Source organism: Coleofasciculus sp. H7-1 (assembly GCF_057473865.1).
This window is the reverse complement of record NZ_JBYCCT010000054.1, coordinates 87,550-111,578: the sequence shown is the minus strand read 5'-3', so window position 1 is coordinate 111,578 and position 24,029 is coordinate 87,550. Positions and strand designations below refer to the sequence as shown.

22 protein-coding genes and 1 pseudogene are annotated in these 24,029 nt (G+C 49.0%); 8 read left to right on the top strand and 15 right to left on the bottom strand.

The window, feature by feature from the left end; all coding sequences use genetic code 11:
- Positions 1-128 precede the first annotated feature (128 nt).
- Both AC2VDX_RS13915 and coaE read left to right on the top strand, forming a co-directional pair.
- Complete coding sequence (locus AC2VDX_RS13915; protein WP_378181406.1) at positions 129-383, top strand: hypothetical protein; 255 nt, start codon at positions 129-131, stop codon at positions 381-383.
- Positions 380-970: a dephospho-CoA kinase gene (coaE, locus tag AC2VDX_RS13910; RefSeq protein WP_378181409.1), complete on the top strand. Its 591-nt coding sequence runs from the start codon at positions 380-382 to the stop codon at positions 968-970. Before AC2VDX_RS13915 ends, coaE begins: the two co-directional genes overlap by 4 nt.
- A 156-nt stretch (positions 971-1,126) precedes the next feature.
- Here coaE and AC2VDX_RS13905 read toward each other — a convergent pair whose 3' ends face one another.
- The 4 genes from AC2VDX_RS13905 to AC2VDX_RS13890 all read right to left on the bottom strand — a co-directional run bounded on the left by AC2VDX_RS13905 (position 1,127) and on the right by AC2VDX_RS13890 (position 4,632).
- Complete coding sequence (locus AC2VDX_RS13905; RefSeq protein WP_378181412.1) at positions 1,127-2,524, bottom strand: TldD/PmbA family protein; 1,398 nt, start codon at positions 2,522-2,524, stop codon at positions 1,127-1,129.
- A gap of 197 nt (positions 2,525-2,721) precedes the next feature.
- Entirely contained in the window at positions 2,722-3,282 is a 561-nt protein-coding gene (locus AC2VDX_RS13900; protein ID WP_378181415.1) for a DUF1269 domain-containing protein, read from the bottom strand.
- A gap of 84 nt (positions 3,283-3,366) precedes the next feature.
- Complete coding sequence (locus AC2VDX_RS13895; protein ID WP_378181417.1) at positions 3,367-3,885, bottom strand: BON domain-containing protein; 519 nt, start codon at positions 3,883-3,885, stop codon at positions 3,367-3,369.
- Between the two features lie 78 nt (positions 3,886-3,963).
- Positions 3,964-4,632, bottom strand: a complete 669-nt coding sequence (locus AC2VDX_RS13890; RefSeq protein WP_378181420.1) for a general stress protein — start codon at positions 4,630-4,632, stop codon at positions 3,964-3,966.
- 520 nt (positions 4,633-5,152) lie between these two features.
- Here AC2VDX_RS13890 and AC2VDX_RS13885 point away from each other — a divergent pair.
- The gene (locus tag AC2VDX_RS13885; RefSeq protein WP_378181423.1) at positions 5,153-6,715 is read left to right on the top strand and encodes a hypothetical protein; all 1,563 of its coding nucleotides are present in this window, start codon (positions 5,153-5,155) and stop codon (positions 6,713-6,715) included.
- A gap of 57 nt (positions 6,716-6,772) precedes the next feature.
- Here AC2VDX_RS13885 and AC2VDX_RS13880 read toward each other — a convergent pair whose 3' ends face one another.
- From AC2VDX_RS13880 to AC2VDX_RS13860, 5 genes are all read right to left on the bottom strand, one after another.
- Complete coding sequence (locus AC2VDX_RS13880) at positions 6,773-6,949, bottom strand: hypothetical protein (RefSeq protein WP_378181426.1); 177 nt, start codon at positions 6,947-6,949, stop codon at positions 6,773-6,775.
- A 33-nt stretch (positions 6,950-6,982) separates the two neighbouring features.
- Positions 6,983-7,360 carry a transposase gene (locus tag AC2VDX_RS13875; protein WP_378181429.1) on the bottom strand — a complete coding sequence of 126 codons (378 nt, stop codon included), beginning with the start codon at positions 7,358-7,360 and terminating at the stop codon, positions 6,983-6,985.
- Positions 7,361-7,688: 328 nt separating this feature from the next.
- Positions 7,689-9,578 (bottom strand): ribonuclease J, encoded by a 1,890-nt coding sequence (locus AC2VDX_RS13870; RefSeq protein ID WP_378181432.1) that lies wholly within the window; start codon positions 9,576-9,578, stop codon positions 7,689-7,691.
- A 205-nt stretch (positions 9,579-9,783) separates the two neighbouring features.
- Positions 9,784-10,668 carry a 4-hydroxy-tetrahydrodipicolinate synthase gene (dapA, locus tag AC2VDX_RS13865; RefSeq protein WP_378181435.1) on the bottom strand — a complete coding sequence of 295 codons (885 nt, stop codon included), beginning with the start codon at positions 10,666-10,668 and terminating at the stop codon, positions 9,784-9,786.
- 104 nt (positions 10,669-10,772) lie between these two features.
- Entirely contained in the window at positions 10,773-11,816 is a 1,044-nt protein-coding gene (locus AC2VDX_RS13860) for an aspartate-semialdehyde dehydrogenase (protein ID WP_378181438.1), read from the bottom strand.
- 448 nt (positions 11,817-12,264) lie between these two features.
- Here AC2VDX_RS13860 and tig point away from each other — a divergent pair, with 448 nt between their 5' ends.
- The 4 genes from tig to AC2VDX_RS13840 all read left to right on the top strand — a co-directional run bounded on the left by tig (position 12,265) and on the right by AC2VDX_RS13840 (position 16,978).
- On the top strand, positions 12,265-13,731 hold the full coding sequence (tig, locus tag AC2VDX_RS13855) for a trigger factor (protein WP_378181441.1): 1,467 nt from the start codon (positions 12,265-12,267) through the stop codon (positions 13,729-13,731).
- Between the two features lie 156 nt (positions 13,732-13,887).
- A complete protein-coding gene (clpP, locus tag AC2VDX_RS13850) occupies positions 13,888-14,580 on the top strand; it encodes an ATP-dependent Clp endopeptidase proteolytic subunit ClpP (RefSeq protein ID WP_378181444.1) in 693 nt (230 codons plus the stop codon).
- A 9-nt stretch (positions 14,581-14,589) separates the two neighbouring features.
- A complete protein-coding gene (gene clpX / locus AC2VDX_RS13845) occupies positions 14,590-15,930 on the top strand; it encodes an ATP-dependent protease ATP-binding subunit ClpX (protein ID WP_378181447.1) in 1,341 nt (446 codons plus the stop codon).
- Positions 15,931-16,063: 133 nt separating this feature from the next.
- A complete protein-coding gene (locus AC2VDX_RS13840; protein ID WP_378181450.1) occupies positions 16,064-16,978 on the top strand; it encodes an alpha/beta fold hydrolase in 915 nt (304 codons plus the stop codon).
- Between the two features lie 74 nt (positions 16,979-17,052).
- Here the strand turns inward: AC2VDX_RS13840 and AC2VDX_RS13835 are convergent, their stop codons facing one another.
- The 3 genes from AC2VDX_RS13835 to AC2VDX_RS13825 form a co-directional block, all read right to left on the bottom strand.
- Positions 17,053-17,706 carry a glutathione S-transferase family protein gene (locus AC2VDX_RS13835; protein ID WP_378181453.1) on the bottom strand — a complete coding sequence of 218 codons (654 nt, stop codon included), beginning with the start codon at positions 17,704-17,706 and terminating at the stop codon, positions 17,053-17,055.
- 433 nt (positions 17,707-18,139) lie between these two features.
- Positions 18,140-18,754 (bottom strand): hypothetical protein, encoded by a 615-nt coding sequence (locus AC2VDX_RS13830; protein WP_378181456.1) that lies wholly within the window; start codon positions 18,752-18,754, stop codon positions 18,140-18,142.
- 35 nt (positions 18,755-18,789) lie between these two features.
- Positions 18,790-20,148, bottom strand: coding sequence for a glycoside hydrolase family 10-like protein (locus tag AC2VDX_RS13825; RefSeq protein ID WP_378181459.1), 1,359 nt, complete (start codon positions 20,146-20,148; stop codon positions 18,790-18,792).
- Between the two features lie 276 nt (positions 20,149-20,424).
- Here AC2VDX_RS13825 and AC2VDX_RS13820 point away from each other — a divergent pair, with 276 nt between their 5' ends.
- Positions 20,425-20,922 (top strand): pentapeptide repeat-containing protein, encoded by a 498-nt coding sequence (locus AC2VDX_RS13820; RefSeq protein ID WP_378181664.1) that lies wholly within the window; start codon positions 20,425-20,427, stop codon positions 20,920-20,922.
- A gap of 198 nt (positions 20,923-21,120) precedes the next feature.
- Here AC2VDX_RS13820 and AC2VDX_RS13815 read toward each other — a convergent pair.
- From AC2VDX_RS13815 to ftsY, 3 genes and pseudogenes are all read right to left on the bottom strand, one after another.
- Positions 21,121-21,414, bottom strand: a pseudogene (locus AC2VDX_RS13815) (DUF2887 domain-containing protein); the annotation flags it as partial.
- Positions 21,404-22,189 carry an Rpn family recombination-promoting nuclease/putative transposase gene (locus AC2VDX_RS13810; RefSeq protein ID WP_378181462.1) on the bottom strand — a complete coding sequence of 262 codons (786 nt, stop codon included), beginning with the start codon at positions 22,187-22,189 and terminating at the stop codon, positions 21,404-21,406. The pseudogene AC2VDX_RS13815 and the gene AC2VDX_RS13810, both read right to left, overlap by 11 nt.
- Before the next feature lies 1 nt (position 22,190).
- Complete coding sequence (gene ftsY, locus AC2VDX_RS13805) at positions 22,191-24,020, bottom strand: signal recognition particle-docking protein FtsY (RefSeq protein ID WP_378181465.1); 1,830 nt, start codon at positions 24,018-24,020, stop codon at positions 22,191-22,193.
- Between the last annotated feature and the right edge of the window lie 9 nt (positions 24,021-24,029).

Genomic DNA, 24,029 nt, shown 5'->3' with positions numbered 1-24,029 from the left:
AAAAGATAGAAACATCGCCATTGAATTTACACTGAACACGTAATAATTCAGAGTACACGCTCTATAAAAGCGCACAGTGGTGTAACCCCACCCACGGCTCAATTCCCCCTGCTTACAAGAAGGTCATCATGTCCGCTCTGCTCCAGATTTTACTGCTTGAGGATTCCCTGGCTGATGCTGAATTAACTTTGCACGCACTAAGTTTGGCTGGCTTTAAACCCGACTGGCAGCGTGTAGAGACAGAAGCCGATTACCTCGCCCAACTGCATCCCGGTATCGAGTTGATTCTGGCTGACTATAGCTTGCCTCAGTTTGACGCCCTCAGGGCGCTGCAACTTTTGCAAGAGCGCGGCTTAGATATTTCGTTGCCAGTTAATTCATGATGCGCGTTATTGGTCTGACTGGAGGCATTGGAACTGGCAAAACGACTGTCTCAAATTATCTTGCCAGTCACTACAATTTGCCGGTTTTGGATGCGGATATTTATGCTAGAGAAGCTGTGAAAGTGGGTTCGCCCATTCTCAGCGAAATTGTTGAGCGCTATGGAGCAGATATGCTGCTACCGGATGGGACGCTAGACCGCCGAAAGCTTGGCAATATTGTGTTTAATTCGCCCGAAGAGCGGCGTTGGCTAGAGCAACAGATTCATCCTGATGTGCGCGATCGCTTGATTGAAAAAATGCCAGAACTCAACTCGCATCCGACTGTGGTTTTGGTGGTGCCTTTGCTGTTTGAAGCGGGGATGACGGCTCTGTGTACGGAAATTTGGGTCGTATACTGTTCCGAACAACATCAACTTCAGAGATTAATCAAGCGCGATCGCTTAACTTTAGAACAAGCGCAAGCCAGGATTACTAGCCAAATGCCCATTCAGGAGAAATGCGATCGCGCTGATGTAATTTTAGATAACTCCTCCACCCTAGAAGCTTTGCTCAAACAGGTAGATAATCAATTAAAAATTAAAAATTAAAAATTGCCAAATCCCGTCAGTGTCACGAAGTTTTCTTGATGGGAATGACCTAACCCCCAACCTTCTTCCCTTCCAGGAATGGGGGAGAAGTCAAAATATAGGCGACGAAAAACTAATGACACTAACAACTCCCCATTTTTAATTTTTAATTTTTAATTACTCTGCATCGCCTCCCACAATAACATTGCGAATGCGGAGACTTGGCCCGCCACAGCCTACTGGCAAGCCATTTTGACCTCCCTTACCGCAGCCGCCGGATTCATCCCAGTAAAAATCATCCCCAATCGCTTCAATATCCGCCAAGGTACTGAAAACATTCCCTGAAAGCGTCACATCCCGAACGGGTTCGGCAATCTTGCCGTCGCGGATCATCCAAGCTTCAGCGGCGGAGAAAGTAAACATTTCTCCATTCGTCATGCCACCCAGCCAGTTACGAGCGTAGACGCCTTCTTTGATCCCTTTAAATAAATCCTGCACGGGCGTTTTGCCCCGCTCAATCCAAGTATTCGTCATGCGGACGAGGGGGGAATAGTGGTAATTCAGACAACGGGCATTGCCGGTGGGGGCTTCCGAGAGCTTTCCGGCAGTTTCGCGAGAGTGGAGGCGTCCGACTAAGATGCCATCCTTAATTAGCTGAGTGGTGGTAGCAGGTGTCCCTTCATCGTCGTATAAGTAGCTGCCGCGATGACCGGCGGGAGCGGCACCGTCAAAGATTTGCAGTTCTTTTGGCCCAAATCGGCGTCCCAGGGTCATCACTTCCAGAATATCGGGGTTTTCATAAGCCATATCTGCTTCTGAAAGGTGCCCAAAAGCTTCGTGGACAAATAAACCGCTGAGAATGGGATCGATGACGACAGTGTAGGTATTGCCTTTTACCGGAGGCAGAGAGAGGGCGTTCACGGCACGGAGAGCGGCACTACGAACCTGCTCGTCCAAATTTGTTAAGTCTTCGTAGGCTTTGCGGGAGCCGGTCGTTTCTCGTCCTGTTTGCACGGTTTCGCCATTTCGAGCGGTGGCGGCAAAGCGCATTTCCATATCCACCCAAGACTGCTCAATCAGCGTTCCGTCTGAGGTGGCGAGGATGACTCGCTGGGAGCTGTCGCTGTAGCGCACGGAGGTGGTGGTGATTGAAGAGCTGGCGCTCTTGAGGATTTCGGTGTAGCGATCGCACAATTGTTTCTTGGTTGCCAGCGATATCTCTCGCGGATCGCTGCCTTCTAGGGGAAGTTTACAAATCGCCTGCACGGGGTCTATCGGAGCCAGCAGGGTTTCTTCATCGCCAATAATTCGAGCGGCAGCGATCGCTTCTTCAATCCGTTCTGCTAAGGTGGAAAGCTGATTAAAGCTGGCGAAGCCCCAGCCTCCTTTGTAACAAGCCCGGACTTGTCCACCAATGGAGATGCCTTCAGTGAGGGTTTCGACCCGATCGCCGCGCAAAAAGATATCAGTTCCTTCGGCTTCTTCTATCCGAATTGCTAAATAATCGACGTGGGGTGAGTAACGAGCGACTAAGTCGGCGAGCAAGTTTTTGGCATCAGCCAGTAAGGTCGGCATTTGTCTTGCAGCAACATTGATAAACTGCTTCCATTGTGCAATTATTTAGCCTCACCTTGCCACTGGAGGCAGGAAAAGAGGAGCCGGAAAGGTAATGGCGATCGATAAATATACAAAGCATAAAAACCCGTTTTCGCTCCGAAAACGGGTTTTTATAGTTAGATGCACCTGTTGTCATCTAGACGAGAATATTTAAATTAAAGAGACCTTTCAGTGATGGGTGGCCCTGTCGGTGTCTTGGCGTCGTAAATTCTCAATTCTTGGACGTTCCAGCGGTTGAGAATTGCTTCGGCTTGACGCACCTCTGCCTCTGTGCCTTCGACGATCAAGAAATAGTCGCCATGATGAATGCGATCGCTGTAAACTGCGGCTTGCTCTTCAGGAATCCCATAGCCAGTCAATGAACCCAATAAGCCGCCTGCGGTTGCACCAATCACACCGCTGGTTAAGGTAGTAGCTAAAGCCGTTGCTGCCATCCCAATAATGCTAATTGGCCCTAAAACGGGAATGGCGGCAATGGTGCCCAGTCCCAGCGCCAAACCTAAGACGCCTCCGGCTGCACCGCCCGCGATCGCGCCAATGGTTGTTCCTTCTTGGGCTTTAGAAGCCGATGGCGGGGATACTGGCTCAGACTCTTTGCCGATCGCAGAAACCTGATTCATGGGAAAGCCAGCTGCTCTTAATTCCTCAATTGCGCCTTCTGCATCTTGCAAGTTTGAAAACACGCCAAAAGCGCGTTTTGGCTGAGTAAGCACCATTACCCTTTCCTCCCTAACTCTTTACCAATCTGTTCGTGGTTTTGCCACAAGCGAAATCAAATTACAGTTACAAAGTCATCGCAGTTAATTTTTAACTGTTGGTGCAACTTTCGCTTGAACAGTTACCGTCTTAACACCCTTAATTTGCTTCGCCAGTGGTTCTATTTTGCCCACTTGATCTGCATTGGCTACGGTTCCTACAACTGTTACAGCTCCGTCTTTAGCGTCAATTTCTAATTTGCTACTGGGCAAGTTCGCTTCTAACTTGTTGCGAACTTCGCTTTCCAAGTCGCTATCAGCTCTTTTTAGGGGGTCGCCAGCCACCTCATTGCGTTGTTCGCGTGCCCGAATATCTGATTCTAGCTGTCTTTTGCGGACATCACTCGATGCATCGTTTTTCGCGCCTTGATCGGGTTTTGCTGAATCATCAGTCGAGGGCGATGCTGGGGCGCTGGCATTTGGACTGGCGGCTCCGTTTGCAGCAGGCGAAGAAGTCTGACTCGCGTCAGAATCCGCTCCAGCGGACGTTTTCTCATTGTTGTCGCAAGCTGCAACACTCACCAACAATACGCCGCTAAACAGTAATGTTAAAACCTTGTTCATTTTTTCAATTCCTCACTTCGAGCAGATAAGAGGTGGAAGTATTTTACCTCCCACCCCGTTCAATCGTTCACATTCAGCCTAAAGAGTCTGTTCCCGGCGGTCGATGATTTGAACCGGGCTATCCGTGCGTGGAGTCGGATCAACTACTGGAGTTTGATATGTGCCACTCGGCTCGGCCATATCAGTAGTGCGAGTTGTATTAGTAGCAGGAGCATCATAGATACCCCAATCTTCAATTCCCCGATGACTGAGAATCGCTTCGGCACGACGGATATCGTCGTCGTTGCCATCTACCATGACTAAATAATCCCCACGGGATACTCGGTCGTTATAGCGTCTGGCTCGTTCTTCAGGAATTCCTAAACCAATTAATGCACCCAACAGACTTCCTGCGGCTGCACCAATGGCACCGCCAGAAAGGGTTGTAGCGATGGCTGTGCCTGCTGCTCCCGCTAGCATGACAGGACCAAGTCCTGGAATTGCCAAGGCTCCCAGACCGACTAGCAAGCCTGTTAGACCGCCCAAAGCACCTCCGGTGACGGCACCCGTTTTCGCACCTTCGTCGGCTTTGTTGCCAACGCGATCGCTTACATCAGCACCAGCAATGTCGTCCCCTTTGTCCGCGTCTCGGGCTACTACGGACACATTGTCCATCGAAAAACCAGAATTTTTTAGCTCGGTCAGTGCTACTTCGGCGTCTTGGTAATTTGAAAATACGCCAACAGCACGCTTATGTTGTCCTAACATCAGTGTTTTCTCCGATTGCCACTGAACCTAACCAAATTGTGTTACTACAGAGCCGAATTAGTCTCTTCGTAACAGTTCAATTTTTACTTTTTTCTTGACTAAAGCCATCAATCTTCAGATATAACTTCAATCCCTAGGTTTCTGGTTTTTTGGAACTGTCTATCTTCCTTAAGAATTAGATCGTTACTTGTTGCGGGAGTTTAACCTTGACCGTCCGCTCCTTTACAACAATTTTTTGAGATTTTTCAATTAGCAAGCAAATTAAGAAGCTGATTAAAACAACTTATTTTCTTAATAAAAAAACACATATTTAAACAAGACCAGTAAAAAGAAAACAAATAAGTAGAGTTCTGTAGACTGTTAGGTAGGAAGTTCAAGAAGTGATAGATAGTAAAAACATTTTCTGTTATTCAATGAGTTTATTAAAAACAGAGGACTTTAATTTTCGGGTCAAAACAGGGAAATATAAATAAGGTCTACTGGGTTGTTGTCATCAAGTTGTCAGATTGAGGAGTTGCAGATGCGGTACTTATTATTAATTTTTGTGTCTTCCCTACTAAGTTTGGCGTCCGGACGGGCGATCGCTGCCACAGAGTCCCAAATGCTGGATGTAAGTCGCCAAAGCCCTTTGAGGTCAACTTCGGCTCAAAGTTTCTGGCCCCAAGCCCAGCGACTGGTGCAGAATCAAATCAATTTAGTTAATCGGATAGAAAGAGCGATCGCCTCTCCCGATCCCTACCGTCCTTTCGCAGCGGAGGGGCAGATCCTCCTCCACCAGGGAGAAGTAGACCGCTTTCTCAAGAGCCAATATCCTAATCCTGCCCTGCTGTGTACCCGCACGAACGGCGTTACCCCAGCAGGCTCTAATTTAACGTTGCAAGAGGCGCAGGTATACTGTGCCCTCTATGCTTCGACTCAGCAATTATTGCCGCTGCGTCCGGTGCTAGAAAGACGACAGTCAATTCTCGCTCCCACCAGACCGAATCCGCTGGCAATCGGTGAACCGTCGATTTTAACCGTACCTCCCCAGAGGTTGTCCGTTCCAGTGCCCAAATTCCCCGCCCCCGAACCGCCAGTCGTTGGCGTAGCGGCAAAGACGCCGATTTCGGGCTATCAGCCTCCAATTCAGCCAGCGATCGCGCCCCCGTTACAAGCAACGACAACCCTACAAACTGCCAAAAAGTTCTTGGGGCAAGCCGTGGCAGCATTTCCCCCATCCACCCGTTTTACTGATATCGCCGAAACGTATCAATTAAACGAACGCAACACCTACGCCCTGTATCGGCAAGAGCCAAGTCTGTATACCGAGTTTCTTTCTCAGCCCAACACTGGCATTGCCCGCGTTTTACCATCTGCGGCTTACCGTCAACAACTGAATCCGCTAGGAAACCGACTCTCACCCAGCGTAGCAGAGCGTTTCCCATTTCCACCCTTGCTGCGTGGGGTTGGTGGCGGTAACAATGAGGAACCCACTCCCTCATCGGTGCGAATTGCTCCTGGGGATGAATTTACCCCGCGCTTTGCCGTTCGGCTGGAAGGGAGTAACTTTGAGATTGCCCAGCAAGGGCTGGATTATGGCTTCATGGTGGATTTGGGAGAAGTACCCTTAGAAAACCTCGACCCCACCTTGAAGAAAGCCCGCGCCTTATCGCCGCAAACACGCCAGTTTTTCCTCAATTATCGTCCCCCGAATCAATTGGCATCCATCCAGGTAGATCGACAGCGCTTTATCACGGGCAAGCTGGGTGAGGTGGCTTTCAGCGAACCAGTGCAACAGACAAGAGCGATCGCATCATCGATCGACCGCCTCTCGCCAAATGCACCAGCAATGCTGAACCACACCTACTTAATGCGATTAGTCCAATTTCAGGTGCCGGAAGTGGTGCTGACGGGAGGAACCGTTTCTAGGGGACAACGCCGCTATCTTGACCAAATTCTAGAAACGCCCAGCAGCGATGTCCTTGTCGCCTTCCGTCCCGTCAGCCGCCGCGCTGATGGCAGTTACACGGTTTTGTGGCAAGTGCTAACTCAGTTCCCAGATCCCCAGATTGAAGATGTGGAAAAGTACATCAAGTTGCAGTAGGTGAAGAATTAGTAGTCATTAGCCATCAGTCATCCTCTTAGCTCGACTTTATCCAATTCAGGCAGCGTAGCATAACAAGTCTCGTGCCCAGTCGAGCAGCGTTTTATGTTGCTGCTTGCGAGTTTGGTGATAGCATTTCTCCTGCAAAGACGCTGCGCGAACAGACGGTGCCAAAACGGTAAAGAACGGGAGTGCCCAGATCCGTTGTGCCCAAGGAATCTGAACCAGCAACATCAAACTCAGCCAGCGCAACCCACTGGTTTTGACTTATTGGCTATCACTTGAACGCACTGGATCTCGGTAGATACCTCGTGCTGCAATGCGTTTGCCCCACCGCCGCTCGATGGTGTCATCAATGCCCATCACTAACACCCCGCTAGGAGGAAAGACTTTGACCACCTGTTGCAACAGCAACCGACTCGCCTGACGACTTGACCAGATGGCTCGGCTGAGAGCGCGATGATAGTTTTGAAAGTGGGGTTCATTGTGCAACCCCATTACCTGTAAAATCGCACTGACTGTGCGTTTGCCCGGTGCCACAATTGCCCCCACTAGCAGCACGACTGCCGACTGCCATACAGGCTTGGAAAACAGCGGCGCGAACGTTAGGATTAAGGGCAGAAATTCTTTCGGTAGCAAGTTCATCAGCATAAATTCAACCACTCTTTCGCGATCTTGCTACCTTTCCTCCCCTTCAAAATGGATAAAGTCGAGCTTAGATCATTTTGTTTTTTGTTTGCAACATATAGACTTCTTAGCCCCCCAATTTATCGGGGTATCGTTAATGTAGAGCCTCACAACCCAAATGGTATTAAGGGGGGCTTAGAAAAACCTTTTTTGCTTTTATTCCCCTGGTTAAAGAGGAATAAAATGTGTGGCATTGAAACATTAACTGAACCGTATTGATTCTGGCAGGGGACGGGGAGAATGTAGATTTAAATTCTCTGTCCCCAAAGCTCCCTCTGCTACCTGGTTAGGATGCGACCTTCGCAGTCGAACGGCGGCGGCGTCTTCCGGCAGCCTTTGCAGGCGGTTCCTCTTCGGGAGTTTGCAGTAAGAAGACTAGCAAGGGGCGAGAAGCCTGGAATTCGCGTCGGATCAATCGCTGGAGGGCAGACTCCATTAGAGTTTGCAGTCCTATCCAGTCAACTTCTAGGAGTTCATCGTCCAAGGTGCGGGCGAATTCTGACCAGCGATCGCTCAACAGTGATTCTAGCGTTTCGCGGACAATTGCCTGTAGGCGATCGCGTTCCATTGATGTCACTACACCGCGCAGGTGAACTTCCGGCTTAGCACTCAGTTTGCCTTCCCAGTTCACCGCCGCTGCAATCGTCACAATTCCATCCTCAGCCAACTGCTGCCGTTCCTTCAGCACATTAGCTTTCACCACGCCAGAATTATCTACTAGCTCAATGCCAGACGGAACTTTACCTTTCACCTGGATGCCATCTTCCGACACCTCCACGACATCCCCATTGTCAATAATCACCATATTTTCAGCGGGTATGCTCATGCTCTGGGCAGTCTTGGCGTGCTGAATCAGCATCCGATGCTCACCGTGAACTGGCAAGAAGAATTTCGGACGAGTCAGGGCAATCATCAGCTTTTGGTCTTCCTGACAGCCGTGACCGGAAACGTGAATCCCCTTATCACGACCATAGATGACATTAGCACCCTGCATCATCAGCTTATCAATGGTGTTTACCACTGCAATGGTATTTCCCGGAATCGGGTTTGCCGAGAAGATCACCGTATCGCCCTTACGGATTTTAATTTGCCGGTGTTCGCCGTTCGCAATCCGCGTCATTGCTGACATTGGCTCACCCTGCGAACCTGTAGTTAGAATGATCACCTTCTCTTCGGGCAGCTGATGAATCGACTGCAAAGGTTGGAATAGATTGTCCGAACACTTGATATAACCCAAATTGCGTGCTTGGGCGATCACATTCAGCATCGAACGACCCACGACGGATACCACCCGTCCGTGTTTTTGCGCTATTTCCAGAACCATGTTGATCCGGTGGACGGACGAAGCGAAAGTCGTCAATAGCACCCGTCCCGTTGCCTGACTGATAAAGCGGTCAAGATTGGGATAAACTGAGCGCTCAGAAGGGGTGAACCCTGGTACTTCCGAGTTTGTAGAGTCGCTAATCAGGCATAAAACGCCCTTCTCGCCGTATTCAGCCAGCCTCTGTAAATCAAAAAACTCGCCATCTACAGGTGTGTGGTCAATCTTAAAGTCACCTGTATGGATGACGACGCCAGCGGGAGTATGGATAGCGACGGTGAAGCTATCAGCGATGGAGTGAGTGTTGCGAATGAATTCGACGAAGAAGGAAGCGCCAATTCGCACCATGTCGCGGGGTCCCACCCGTTTGAGTGTCGTGCGGTTGGAAACGCCTGCTTCTTCTAACTTGCCTTCTAGCAAAGCCATTGCGAGGCGGGGGCCATAGATGACTGGAATATCAAACTGTTTGAGGTGATATGCGATTCCCCCAATGTGGTCTTCATGACCGTGGGTGACGATCATGCCCTTAATCTTGTGGCGATTTTCTCGCAGATAAGTCATATCGGGCAAGACGATATTGACGCCGTGCATTGAATCGCTGGGGAAAGCCAATCCAGCATCTAATAAAACAATTTCGTCGTTGTATTCAAAAACACAGGTATTTTTTCCAATTTCATGCAGTCCACCCAAGGGAATCACTTTCAGGATGGGTGCGGATGATTCGTTCTTGTTCAGGATGGGTGCGGATGATTCGTTCTTGTTCAGGATGGGTGCGGATGATTCGTTCTTGTTCAGGATGGGTGCGGATGATTCGTTTTTGTTCAGGATGGGTGCGGATGATTCGTTCTTAGTCATTTGTTTCCTTCTATTAAGTCAATCAATGTCAATCAATACAAAACCGTTGAAAATTTGCATAAGATAGGGCAGCTTTGGCACGTAAAAAGCCCCAAGTAAAAAGAGAAGGTTCTGTCTTTGGTCTTCTTACTTTGTCTTTTTTTGCCTTTTGCCTTTTTACTCTTGCCTTTGTGGACGTATTCAGTTTTTCAAAAAAACCGTCGCCTTACATCAAAGCCATCTGAGTCATTACACCCTCTACCATTTGCCTATCTGACTCTGGTAGATGGCACAGGGGTGGACGAGTGGCACCCACATCCCAACCTTGCAGTTTTAGAGCCGCTTTGACGGGGATAGGATTGGTTGTACAAAACAAAGCTTTAAATAAGGGAAAAAGTTTCAGGTGAATCTCGGTTGCTACCTGAGGTTGACCGTTTTCAAAGGCTTGGATCATCTGTTGGAGCTGAGTACCTACCAGATGGCTGGCAACGCTAATGACTCCAGCAGCCCCAATGGCTAATAAAGGTAGCGTCAGGGAATCATCCCCAGCGTATATCTGAAAGTCCGTGGGGGTTATGCGTCGAATTTGACTCGCTTGGTCTAAGTTGCCACTGGCCTCCTTGATTGCCACAATATTCGGGATCTCTGCTAAACGAGCCACGGTCTCTGGCTGGAGATTCTGTCCGGTGCGACCGGGTATGTTGTAGAGGATCAGGGGCAGGTCTGGGCAGGATTGGGCGACGCGGAGGAAATGCTGATACAACCCTTCTTGCGGAGGCTTGTTGTAGTAGGGAACAACTTGTAAAGATCCATCTAATCCTAGTTTAGCGGCTTTTTCGGTGGCGGCGATCGCTTCTTTGGTTGAATTTGACCCCGTACCTGCGATTACCTTCGCCTTGCCAGCTACCGCCCGCTGCACTACCTGAAATAACTCGTATTCCTCATCCCAAGTCAGCGTCGGAGATTCCCCTGTCGTGCCGCATACTACTAAGGCGTCGCTGCCATTTTGAGCCAAATGAGCCGCCAGTTGCTCTGCAACAGCGTAATTCACACTGCCATCTTCTTTAAACGGCGTCACCATTGCGGTGAGAACGCGCCCAAAATTTACCACACTCTTTTAACTCCCCCTTGTTTTTCGTGATTGGTTTCGTGATGAGTTGTTTGTTGCTAGGGGCGCACAGTTGTGCGCCCTGCTGTTGTGAATCGTGTAAAAAACTATTTAGAAAAAGCTGGGGTTGCCGGTTGCAGTAGATGCCGTTCCACCAATAATTCGGCAATCTGGATGGCATTGAGAGCCGCTCCCTTGCGAATTTGGTCTCCACTCAGCCACAGTTCTAACCCACAAGGATGAGAAATATCTTGCCGAATCCGACCTACTAACACTTCATCCCGACCGCTGGCTTCAATGGGCATCGGGAAATAATTGGCCTGCCAGTTTTCGACCAACTTAACGCCGGGAGCATTCGCTAACACTTCCTTTGCCTTTGCTACCGGGAAGGGTTGCTCAAATTCTAGGTTAATCGCTTCTGAATGGGCGCGGAGTACGGGAACCCGCACGCAGGTTGCTGTCACTCGCAGATCGGGCGCACCGAAAATTTTGCGCGTCTCGTTAAGCATTTTCAGCTCTTCCTCACAATAACCTAGATCGGTCATGGGGGAATTATGGAGAAACAAATTAAACGCTAAGGTGTAGGGGAAAATGCCCGGTTTTGGCTCTTCTCCCCGTAAAATCGCCCAAGTGTGAGTTTTTACTTCTTCCATTGCCCTGGCACCCGCACCGCTTGCCGATTGGTAAGTAGCAGCAACAATGCGTTTGACTGGCTGCACTTGATGCAGAGGCCAAACCGCCACTGCCATCAAAATCGTCGTGCAGTTGGGATTGGCAATAATTCCTTGATGAGTTGCCGCTGCTTCTGGATTCACCTCTGGAACCACGAGAGGCACCCTAGGATCGAGGCGAAAGGCGCTGGAGTTATCAATCACCACCGCCCCAGCGTCTACTGCTTTCGATGCCCAGGCTTTAGAAGTAGAGCCACCGGCAGAAGCCAACACTACATCCACATTATCAAACGAGCGATCGCCCACCGCCTCTACAGGCACATCTTCGCCTAAAAATTGCAAAGTCCGACCGGCGGAACGCGGGGAAGCCAAGAGTTTCAACTCAGCAACCGGAAAGTTACGGGATTCTAGGAGTTCTAGCAACTCCGTACCCACCGCACCCGTTGCTCCCAGAATGGCAACGCGATAGGAATCAGACAAAGATGGTTCCTCCTCTTGAATACATATAGGTGTCAAAAGCTTTAATCAGAGTGAGCCAAAGCAGTTAAATATTTTTTTTCGGGAAATTTGAGCTTGTACTGGAAGATGCTTTTTATTGACTGTTGCTGGTTATATAACGAATATCTCTAACGAAATTTTACACAAGCTTAGCACCGACTTCGTCGAAGTTTCCAGTCCCCAACAAGCTAAATTGAATTCGCAACAGAGCGATGGCTTAGTCAATGTACTATCATCAAATATGTCAACGAGAGGGATAGGTAAGGTTTTATTTACCAAGGCTCCAACTGTTGCAAAACTAGGATATCACGGGGTTGAGACAGAAATTGTATCCATTTGGCTTGAACCGACCGTCCGAAAACGTCTGCAATACCCGCCCTCTCGAATCGTTATCAACCTTGTCGCTCTGAGTTTTGAGAGAAGTTAACTGATGAAAGTTACCCAGGAAAAGCTTCCCGCCAGCAAGATTGGCTTGGAAATTGAAATTCCAGCCGATATGTCAAAAAATGCCTACGAGCAGGTGATTCAAAAGCTCGCACGCTCAGCCAATATTCCTGGGTTTCGCAAAGGAAAGGTGCCTCGCCAGATCCTGCTACAGCAACTGGGGACGGCACGAATTAAAGCAACTGCCTTGGAAGAACTGATTCAAGATGGTCTCCAGCAGGCTCTCAAGCAAGAAGCAATTGAGGCGCTTGGTAACTTTGAGCTGCGTTCTGACTTCGAGGAATTAGTCAGCCAGTTTAAACCCGGAGAACCCATCACTTTCTTAGCTGCGGTAGATGTCCAACCGCAGGTGCAGGTAAGCGATTACAACAACCTCACTATCAAAGCCGAAGAAGTACCCTATGACTCCAGTTCGGTGGAGAAGTTTTTAGAAGAGCGTCGCGTTGAGCAAGCTACGTTAATTCCAGTGGCAGGTCGTCCGGCGCAGTTGGGAGATGTGGCGGTGGTCGATTATACCAGCCGCTTTGTCAGCGAACAAGAAGATGAAGCACAGGAAGAAATTAGTGGGGGTCAGGCAGAAGACGCTCAAATTGAGCTGGTAGAAGGGCGGTTTCTGGGAGAATTTATAGATGGCGTTGTGGGAATGAATCCCGGAGACAGCAAGGAAGTAGAAGTAAAGTTTCCGGAAGATTATCGCCAAGATTTAGCAGGTCGGACGGCGATGTTTACGATCACGCTCAAAGACCTGAAGGAAAAAGAGTTACCGGCGGTGGATGATGACTTCGCCCAAGAAGTCAGCGAGTTTGAAACCCTGGCTGAATTGCAAGCTGACTTGGAGAAGAAATTCCGAGAGAAGGCCGATCAAGAAATGTCAGCTAATAAAGAGCAAGCACTTGTCAAGGAACTTTTGAAAAAAGTTGAAATTGACGTGCCGGAAACCCTAATTCAGCGGGAAGTTGAAACCATGCTTCGTCAAACCATCATCCAGATGGGGCAGATGGGGATGGATGTCAAGAAAGTGTTTACTCCCGACATGGTAAAACAAATGGGCGTGCGATCGCGTCCGGAAGCCATCGATCGACTCAAACAAACCCTGGCACTTGAGGAAATTGCTAAGCGCGAATCCCTCAAAACCGAACCGCAAGAGGTGACAGACAGAGTCAATGAGCTACTCCAGCAGTTCCCGGATCAAGAGATCGACCTGGAACGGTTGCGTACCATTGTCGAAGGTGATTTGCTCAAAGAAAAAGCGATTAAGTGGCTGGAAGAACACGCCACGATTGAACTGGTTCCCCAAGGCTCTCTCGCACCTGAAAAGACGGAGGAAGAGCAGGCTGAAACAACGACTACAGAAGCCATAGAAGCGGCACAAGCGGAAGACAATGAAGTAGAAGCAACCGCTGCAACCGCTACCGAATCTCAACTAGAAGCTGAGGCGTCTGAGGTTGAATAAACCTGGCTTAGGGGCAATTTTAAAATTGCCCCAACATCTGCACAGGCAGTCCTGAATGGTCAAATACAGCGGATTCGGATATAACGGAAGTATGTGGTGACGAGCCACTCGCCAGTTCACCTGATAGTGCAGCGTTAAAATTAAGTTTCGCTCGTTATGGATGTATCTCTGTCCCAGAATTACGAAATCACAAACCTGAGGAAGAGTAATATTTACTCACAACTCCCCAGTAACGTCGTCCCTATGGTGGTGGAACAGTCCGGAATGGGGGAACGGGCGTTTGATATCTACTCGCGGCTACTGCGAGAGCGCATTGTTTTCTTGGGGACGCCGGTTGATGATAATGTGGCTGACACGATTGTGGCTCAGCTGCTCTTTTTAGACGCCGAAGACCCGGAAAAAGACATTCAGCTATACATCAACTCCCCCGGTGGGTCGGTGACAGCTGGTATGGCAATCTATGACACGATGCAACAAATACGCCCTGATGTTGTTACCATATGCTATGGTTTAGCAGCCAGTATGGGTGCATTTTTGCTAGCAGGTGGAGCGCAGGGTAAGCGTATGGCTTTGCCCAGTTCCAGGATTATGATTCACCAGCCCCTGGGAGGCGCTCAGGGACAAGCCGTTGATATAGAGATTCAAGCAAGAGAAATTCTCTATCATAAGCAAAAGCTGAACGAGCTACTGGCTCAAAATACTGGTCAGCCGTTTGATAAAATTTCGGCAGATACCGAACGCGACTTCTTCATGTCATCTGCTGAAGCAAAAGATTACGGTTTGATCGATCAGGTCATCTCCAGACAGAACCTTCCTCACTCGGAAGCAACTGTCACTTCACTGAGGTAAGAGGCAAGTATGTCTAAGTACGACTCCCATCTAAAATGCTCATTTTGCGGCAAGTCCCAAGAACAGGTACGCAAGTTAATTGCAGGGCCGGGAGTCTACATCTGTGATGAATGCGTTGACCTGTGTAATGAAATTTTAGATGAGGAGTTGCTGGACTCTGGGGCACCCGCACCCCAACCAGTGCCTCGCGCCGAACCTCCCCAGAAGCGTCGAACCAGGTCGGGCAATATTTCTTTGAGTCAAATTCCCAAACCGAGAGAACTGAAAAAGTATCTCGATGAACACGTCATTGGTCAGGATGAAGCCAAAAAAGTGCTTTCTGTAGCGGTCTACAACCACTACAAGCGCCTGAGCTTTATCCAGTCTAAAGGCAGTGGCAAAGGGGGGCATGAAGATCAGGTAGAGCTGCAAAAATCTAACATTCTCCTGATTGGCCCGACGGGTTGCGGGAAAACCCTGCTGGCGCAAACGCTGGCAAGTATTCTGGATGTGCCTTTTGCGGTAGCGGATGCTACAACGCTTACAGAAGCGGGGTATGTGGGAGAAGACGTAGAAAATATCCTACTGCGACTGCTACAGGTGGCAGACCTCGACGTTGAGGAAGCGCAGCGGGGGATTATTTACATTGATGAAATTGATAAGATTGCCCGAAAGAGCGAGAACCCCTCAATTACGCGGGATGTTTCCGGTGAGGGCGTTCAGCAAGCTTTGCTGAAGATGTTGGAAGGGACGATTGCGAATGTGCCGCCGCAGGGTGGACGCAAGCATCCCTACCAGGACTGCATCCAGATTGACACCAGCAACATCATGTTTATTTGTGGTGGTGCTTTTGTAGGTCTGGAGAAGGTAGTAGAGCAAAGAATTGGGAAAAAGTCAATAGGCTTTGTCCAAGGCGGGGAAGGGCAACCGCGAGAAAAGCGGACAGCAGATATTGTGCGGAACCTGGAGCCGGACGACTTGGTGAAGTTTGGGATGATTCCAGAGTTTATCGGTCGGGTGCCAGTGATGGCGGTCGTCGATCCGCTGGATGAAGAGGCGCTGATGGCGATTTTGACAGAGCCTCGGAATGCTTTGGCGAAGCAGTATCAGAAGCTGCTGAAGATGGACAACGTGCAACTGGAGTTTAAGCCGGATGCGCTGCGAGCGATCGCGCAAGAAGCGTATCGGCGGAAAACTGGCGCACGGGCACTGCGCGGCATTGTTGAAGAACTGATGTTGGATGTGATGTACGAGTTGCCGTCCCGCAAGGATGTGACTCGCTGCATGATTACGCGGGAAATGGTCGAGAAGCGATCGACTGCCGAACTGATCGTACATCCCTCCTCGATGCCGAAGCCCGAATCTGCCTAAAGCGATCGCATTATCGGCGAACCTTGTATCGCTCCAGTGACAAAAAAGCTGAAAATAATATAGAAACCCGTTTTCTCTCTCGAAGACGGGTTTTTCACATGATAGGCATCACTCAAAACTCAAAAATTTTAACATGGCTCATATTCAAGTTCGCGGCATCGCCCATTATTACGAGTGGATTAAGACACCCAGCGAGGAAGGTAAAAATAAGCCGGTGATGGTCTTCCTGCACGGATGGGGGGGATCTTCTCGATACTGGGAAAGTCCCGCTAAAGCCCTTTCAGATACCTTTGACTGCTTGCTGTACGATATGCGAGGATTTGGGCGATCGCGTAAACTTTCGCCTGTGGGGAACGGTAGCGTCTTAGCAGAAGAATCCTCGCCACTGGCAGAAGAACCTGCCACAGCGGAAGAGTTGACTTACGAAATGGAGGAATACGCAGATGACCTAGCAGGCTTATTAGATGCCTTAGAACTGGATCGCGTATACATCAATGCTCATTCTATGGGCGCATCGGTCGGCGTCTTTTTTCTAAACCGCTACCCAGAACGAGTGTTTAAGGCAATTTTAACCTGTAGCGGCGTTTTTGAATACGAGGAAAAATTATTTAAAGATTTTCATAAGTTTGGCGGCTATGTCGTTAAATTCCGTCCCCGTTGGCTGTATCAACTTCCGTTTGTTGACAGAATGTTTATGAAGCGATTCTTGCATCGCCCCTTATCTAGTGCCATCAGTCGGGCTTTCTTAGACGATTTTCTCATGGCAGATTACCAAGCTGCTGTAGGCACCATGATTACCTCAGTTAGCGAAAAAGCCGCCCAAGTGATGCCTAATGAGTTCGCCAAGCTTACCGTTCCAACACTTTTAGTGGCTGGCGAATACGATATCATTATCCCTGCCGCGATGGGGCGTCAGGCAGCAGCATTAAGTGAGAAAGTCGAGTATGTTGAGATTCCCGATACAGCTCACTTCCCGATGCTAGAGGCACCAGAAACTTACCTTCAGGTAGTACGAGAGTTTCTGGCAACCTCAGATTTAAATGAATAGAACCCCCATTCTGCGCTTTTGACGATCGCGGGGGATGATTTTGAACAGTTCACCTTAATCCTTCAAACTGAATTCTACCGTGCCATTTGAGCGGTCATGCGAGACTTGAACGCTTCCATTACCTCTGGTGTAGCCTCAGTAGCTTGCCAAGCCTCTCGTGCCATTAGGCGATCGCACCAAGCACTCAGTTTTGGATAGTCACTCAAGGACACGCCTCCTTGAGATAACCAGGGGATTACAGTTCCAGCAACAACCTCGGCTAGAGTTAAGTTTTGACTACCAAAGTAAGGGCGATCGCCTAATAAATTCTCAAAAAACTTCAGCACTGTGGTAATTTTCTGATGTGCCTGCTCGATTTTTTCTTGATCTCCTCCAGGCAAGCCTAAAATCTTCGGAATCAGTGGAAAAGTAGCAGGGAACAACTCATTCACAGTTACCAGTTGCACCATCCGCACAACTGCCAGATCCTTTCCATCTTTTGGCAACATAGCAGGCGTGGGGTACTTTGCCTCTAAATAGTCCATAATTGCCAAAGATTCCACCATCTTAAAGCCGTCATCTACCAAAGCTGGAATGTGGTGGAAAGGGCTAATCGCCATAAAATCTGGTTGAAACTGCTCCCCATCCAGTTTTATCTCTACCAGTTCAAACTCAAGTTTTTTTTCCAGCAGCGTAATCCAGACGCGGCGGGAGTTGGGAGATATCGGCTCGTGATAAAGCGTCAGCATGAGAAAACCTCACAGCTTTATGAGTAGAGTGGGTATTGCAATCTTACACCTTACACTCAATTGAATTGTTCTAACAATGTCTCAACACTGGCTTTGCGATCCAGAAAAGTCAAAATTATTGGTGTCAGTTGAAAGGGCGCGTGACTAGGTTGAAGGTTTACAACAGTTTATACTTCATCAAGTCGCAAACGGCTGTAATTGCTGACAAAAGTTACTTTCTTCCCAGTCAGGACTCGCCGCACATCACCACATAGTGTGGGCAACCACAGGGGGATTGAACCGACAAGAACGCTATATGTATAAGCTTTGCGTAAGTCCTACCAGTATTAGATTACCGAAATTTAGTAGGCACTTTTGAGGAACGAAAGCCAGCAAAGAAAGTTAAGTTAAGCACTTTTCGTTACTCGATCTACGGATACGGATTCTAAAAAACTCAGCCAGCTTTAAAGCGCAGCAATCCAATCAGGGCAACACCTGTAATCGCAGCGACGACAACCCATGCCACAGCTAAACCCACCAACTCGCTAACGAATAAGCGCGTCGCTTCGCGCAAAATGCCGCCAACAGCCCAACCCATCGCTAGCCCTATCGCCCAGCTAACAGAACTGACCAAGATCCATATCCAAGCTTTTTTTGCCTGCTGAAACAGGACAAGCCCTTGCAGCACTCCTAGCAAAGCGCCTGCCAGTGCCCCATTGAAGATGCCAAAGATTACCCTAGCTTCAAATAGTAACGTTCTGGGTGCTATCCAGCCGATGGCTCCGACGCCACTGCCGCCGATGAAGCCCCAGCTGACTACACTTGTTAGTACCCACCAAGCAGCGATCGCTTTTGGCATCGCTTTGCTCACCTCCACTCGCTGTCTGAGAACTAACGCTTGTGCCAAACCAACGGCAGATCCGCCGATTGCGCCCTCTACAACGCCGATGTCGGGTTTTTCACCCACCTCAATCCACAGCAAACTGACCAAAAAACCCACTAGCGTGACGGATACCCACTGGAACCAGAAAATGTAGGAATTGGTAATAGGCGATTGGTCATTGGTCATTGGTCATTGCTGATGGCTAATTGAAGGATTGTTCATCACCGATTACCAGACTTTGGCAAAATCTTGGGTCGTATAGCGCTGGCAGGAAAAAGTGCCTGGAATGCCTCTCGGCGTCTTTTTGGTGACTCTGGAGCCATATAACCCCACAAGCTTTCCCAGTAGAAGAAGGATACCCCACTAAAACCGCGATCGCGTACTGCCTGAACTTGCTGCTGAATCTGCTTCATGTCAATCGGACGACTAACTAAGCCCGATAAAATCCCGACACCCACTGGAATCTGACGACGCGCCATCTGCACAGAGGGTTGGGACAATTCAGCCAAAAAACTTTTTAGGTCATCTCTATACACCTGCAATACCAACTCCTCCACCAAACCCCGCTGCACCCAAGTCTGCCAATCTTGAAGATAGAATCTGTAGGCAAAAGAGTAGGGGTTAGGAGACAAGGACACCAAACAGCCAGGTTTGACAGATTTGACAGCCTGAAAGAGCCGCTGCATAAAATCAGTAATCTTGTCCGCTCTCCAACGCATCCACTCAGCCTCTTTGGGGTTGGTGGGAGGACTTTTGCCCTCGTGTTCTTGCCGATAAAGTTCGACTGTAAAAGGGTCGTAGCCAAACTCAACCGGCAAGCCAAAGTGATCGTCCATCTGAATGCCAGCTACATCATACTCAGTGACGACTTCAACAATCAGATTTAGGATAAACTGCTGCACTTCTGGATGCAGGGGGTTGAGCCACACGACTTTCCTGGCAAACTGGTTGCGGATAAATTGTTCTACTTTTCGAGAGGAAGGCTGAACATTTGGCTTTGCCGGGTTGAGCAAGTCCTGTTCCAGAATGTCCGGCAAGATATTCTTGGTGCCGTCCCGACGAAGGGAGATCCAGTCTGGGTGACGCTTCGCCAGTTCTGAACTCGCAGGAGCCATAAAGCCATACTCAAACCAAGGGATGGCTCGAATTTGCTGTCGATTTCCCTGCTTGATTATCTCAGCTAGGACATCTCGCCCCAGCCCCAGAAATTCTAGCCATTGGTCTTGAGAGCGTCCTGTCTTCCGTCTCCCAACCGTGCTGGGGTAGAAGGTATGCCCCCGATTCCAGACTACAGGATAGACCGTATTGAAATGTAGTTGAGATAGCTGGTGCATCGCCCGGTTGATTCCCCAGGGCATAAATAGCACAGAACTCCCAACATTGGTCAACCAAACGCCCCGCAATTCAGTGGAAGCTACAGAAGGCGGGGAATTGGCTCTAAACTGCGGAGGATAAATGGAGAACGCGATCGCTAGCCCCAGAGATAGCAAGGAAATGAACCAGGTATAAATCCCGTTCCTTTTTCGGCGGTGCGACCTCCTTAGACCATTGGGCTTTGAACTTGCATAATTTCTAACCACTGAAAATACCTGCTAGATTGCTTCGGTCAATCCAACATCCAAAATGGCATAAGTTGAGTCAACCCCAGCTAAAATTTTTGTTCAAAAATTAGAACTCGAACCGCGACGCTGCCGTTCGCTGAATAAATCCGAATTTCAAGTGCCGTATCAGGAACTCTAATATCCAATCACCTAGCATTGAGCCAGTCATGGCATGATTATTCTAATTGTCCTGAACTTGAGTGTTCCCAAAAAATCCTTTAGTTTTTCAAGCGGCTTGTGAAAAATCAATCTATTATGAAGCATTTTCTCCGACTAACAGCATTGGTCTTGGCACTCGTGCTTATCTGTTTTTCCCCTTCAGCACTCGCCGCTAGCTCTTCTTCCATTTCCCGTTCAGCTAGCCAAGGGGAACTTATAGGTAAGGATTTCTCCGGTCAAAACTTACAGGCAATTGAGTTTTCCAACGCCAATCTGGAAAATATTAATTTTAGCAATGCCGACTTACGGGGCGTGGTATTTAATAGTTCAGTCCTGAGCAAGGCGAATCTACATGGAGCAGACTTTACCAATGGAATCGCCTATTTAGCTGACTTCACGAATGCAGATTTAAGTGATGCAGTGTTCGCAGAAGCGATGATGCTGCGATCGCGCTTTAACGATGCGGACATCACAGGTGCCGACTTTTCTGATGCGATTTTAGATGCTGTCCAAGTGAAAAAACTCTGTGCTAGAGCAACGGGTGTTAATTCCAAAACGAAAGTAGGAACCCGCGAATCTTTAGGCTGTCGGTAAAAGGCTGTTTATCTGCATATTTGGGGAGGCTAAAGCCCCAGTTCTTGCCAGCTCAACTTGGGAACGAGAATATTACGGCTCATGGGGATGGGAAAAGTTCAAAAGATAAACCTGGTCGCAAGTTTCCCGTTCTAGAAAGGCTTTCTAGAAACTATTCCCAGCGCTGACTATTTTCTTTCTTATTGGGCAGTAGGTGAGCTACTCTTCGCTCCTATTCTCGCATTGATTTTGAGCGGATTGATTTTGAGCCGCCTTCCTGACAACCTCAACATCCAACTCTAACGCCGCAGCTATTTGTTCCACATTCAGCCCTAGATGCAATAACCGAGGCACTGTTTCTAACTTTGCCTCTTGCTTGCCTTCTTGCTTGCCCTCTTCCTTAGCTTCTTGATAGACCCTGGTTTGTTTTAAATCGCTTAAGCCAAACATTGCTTCTATCTCCTGACGGCTAACTCTGGGAAATTTATAGACTAATATCGTCTCAATCAATTCTCTTGTCGGATTGTTCTTGAGCTATCTTCCTCACAGCCTCAATATCCAACTCTAACCCCTCAGCTATTTGTTCCAGGGTCAATCCAAGTTTCAAGAACCGAGGCACGGCTTCTAACTTACCTTCTTCCTTAGCTTCTTGATAGACCCTGGTTTGTTTTAAATCGCTTAAGCCAAACATTGCTTCTATCTCCTGACGGCTAACTCTGGGAAATTTATAGACTAATATCGTCTCAATCAATTCTAGAATTTTTTGCCTGACCGCCTCATCCTCAAGCTCCTGTTGTGCCTTCTGAATTAATTGTCTGACTTGCGCTTGGGCTGTATCTTCATCCTCAACGACTAACTGCACCATACCCAATCCTACCGATTGGTTTCCGGCTTCCTCCAATTCATCCAAATATACCCATTGCACTTGCTGACTTAGTAGCAGTCGCTGATATTCTATTGGTACTTCTCGATCGATACTCCGTCTGCTGAACACTGCCACAGCACGCCAATCTCTGTTAGGTTTATTTTGACCTAAGTACAGGAAAATTTCGGTAAAGAATCGGTAGTAAAAGATATCGTCACGTTGAAACTGGACTTCAACAAAGTAGATGGGTTGACGGCTGCGCCCAGAAGGAACAAATATTCCATCAATCCGTTTAGCTACTTCTTTGATTTCAACTGACTGGAAGGTATAGCCATTTCCATTACTTGACGGCTGTCCGATGAGTTCAAAAAAGATGCCTGGAAAGGCTTGAAACATCTGATAGAAAATGCTGTCGGTTTTCATCTCAACCGCTCAGCAAAGCTTCTACAAATTCGTAGCTAGAAAAGGGACGTAAATCTTCTATACCTTCACCCGCACCGATGAAGCGGATGGGCAAGCCAAGCTGTTGCACTACGGCTAGAGCCACGCCTCCTTTAGCAGTTCCATCGAGTTTTGTCAAGACGACGCCGCTGAGTTTTGCTGCTTCTGAGAAGACTTGTGCTTGACGCAAGCCATTTTGACCGAGGGTGGCGTCAAGCACCAGGAGGGCTTCTACTTGGGCGTCGGGGGCTTTTTTATCGACAATGCGGCGGATTTTGCTCAGTTCGTCCATCAGATTTTTCTTGTTCTGGAGACGCCCTGCGGTGTCGATCAGGAGTAATTCTGTACCCCGTGCCTGGGCGGCGGCGATCGCGTCAAACACAACGGCAGCCGGATCGGTATTCTGTCCTGGGTTGGCAATCACCTCAACGCCACTGCGCTGTCCCCAAATCTTTACCTGTTCTACAGCAGCGGCACGGAAGGTATCGGCAGCACCAATTAAGCACTTATAGCCGGATTTTTGGGCTAAATGGGCAATTTTGCCAATCGTGGTTGTTTTACCCGCACCATTGACCCCAGTCATCAGCCAGATATTCAGGGTGTCTTTTGTCGGGACAAAGGTGGGGCTGTAGGATTCCTGAATGGGTTGGTCGAGTAAGTCGCGCAGGATTTGCTTGAGGTAGGCGATCGCTTGCTCTGGTGGCAGCACCTCATCTCGAAGTCTCTTTTGCAGCGTATTGATGATAGAGTCCGTCGCCTCAACGCCAGCATCTGCCTGCAACAGCAGCGCCTCAATCTCCATCACCGCGTCTTGATTTAACGGCCCTTGACCAACAATTGCCTTAAGTCGGTTGATCAAGCTGCGACGAGTTTTGTCCAAGCCTTGCCGCAGTCGCTTCAGCCAGGTAATTTCTTCAATTGAAACATCCTCCGCCCGACGCCCTTGAGATGCCAGCACTTGCGCTGACCACATGAAGCCCTCATCGAAGGTGAGTCCCGGCATCGATCCAGTCTCCAAGGTTGCCGCTGCTGGCTGCACGGGTGCCCTGACAGGTTCTGTTTCTGGCGTCTCTATCGCCGTTGCCTTGAGGCGTTCTAGCCGCGCCTGTCGGTCTTCCCGCGCCCAGAAGGGCACCGGGGTGGTGGCAGCTTCATCTGTCTGGGATTCAGTCGCTGTTGGCTCTGGTGAAGCCTCTGGGGGTAAGGCTTCTAAATTGACGCTGGTTTGGGCGATCGCTTGCTCAACCTCTGGTTCCCCTGCCTCTGACTCTGGGGGTAAGGCTTCTAAATTGACGCTGGTTTGGGCGATCGCTTGCTCAACCTCTGGTTCCCCTACCTCTGACTCTGGGGGTGCTTCTGCCTCAACTACTTTAGGCGTTTGAGTCGGTTCTGGTTCTGGGGCTGTTTCTACCGTGGACGCTTCTGCCAGTGTCAGCGTTTCAGGCGTCTCCGGTGCTTCAGCTTCAACCGTCGTTGTCGCGGGTGCCTCAACTGATTGAGCCGTCTGGGTCTCCGCGCTGACTTCTGTCGTTTCTGCTGCCGGTGTGGCGGGTGACTCAGCCACCGCTGGAGCCGTTTCTACCTGGGATTGTTGCTGTTTTTGCTGAATATTTTTGTAGGCTGCCTTAGCGTAACTGAGCAGGTCTTCAGCAACCTGCTGTGACTGAGCCTCTGTTGTTGATTCTGACGTTTCGGTTTCGGCTTCCGGTTGTAGAGACGCAATATCTGGCGTCTCTACATCGGTTTTTTCCGGTTCAACCTGGGAGTCACTTGTTTTATCGCTAAACTGACGACGGAACCAATTAAAAACCATTGCACCTAT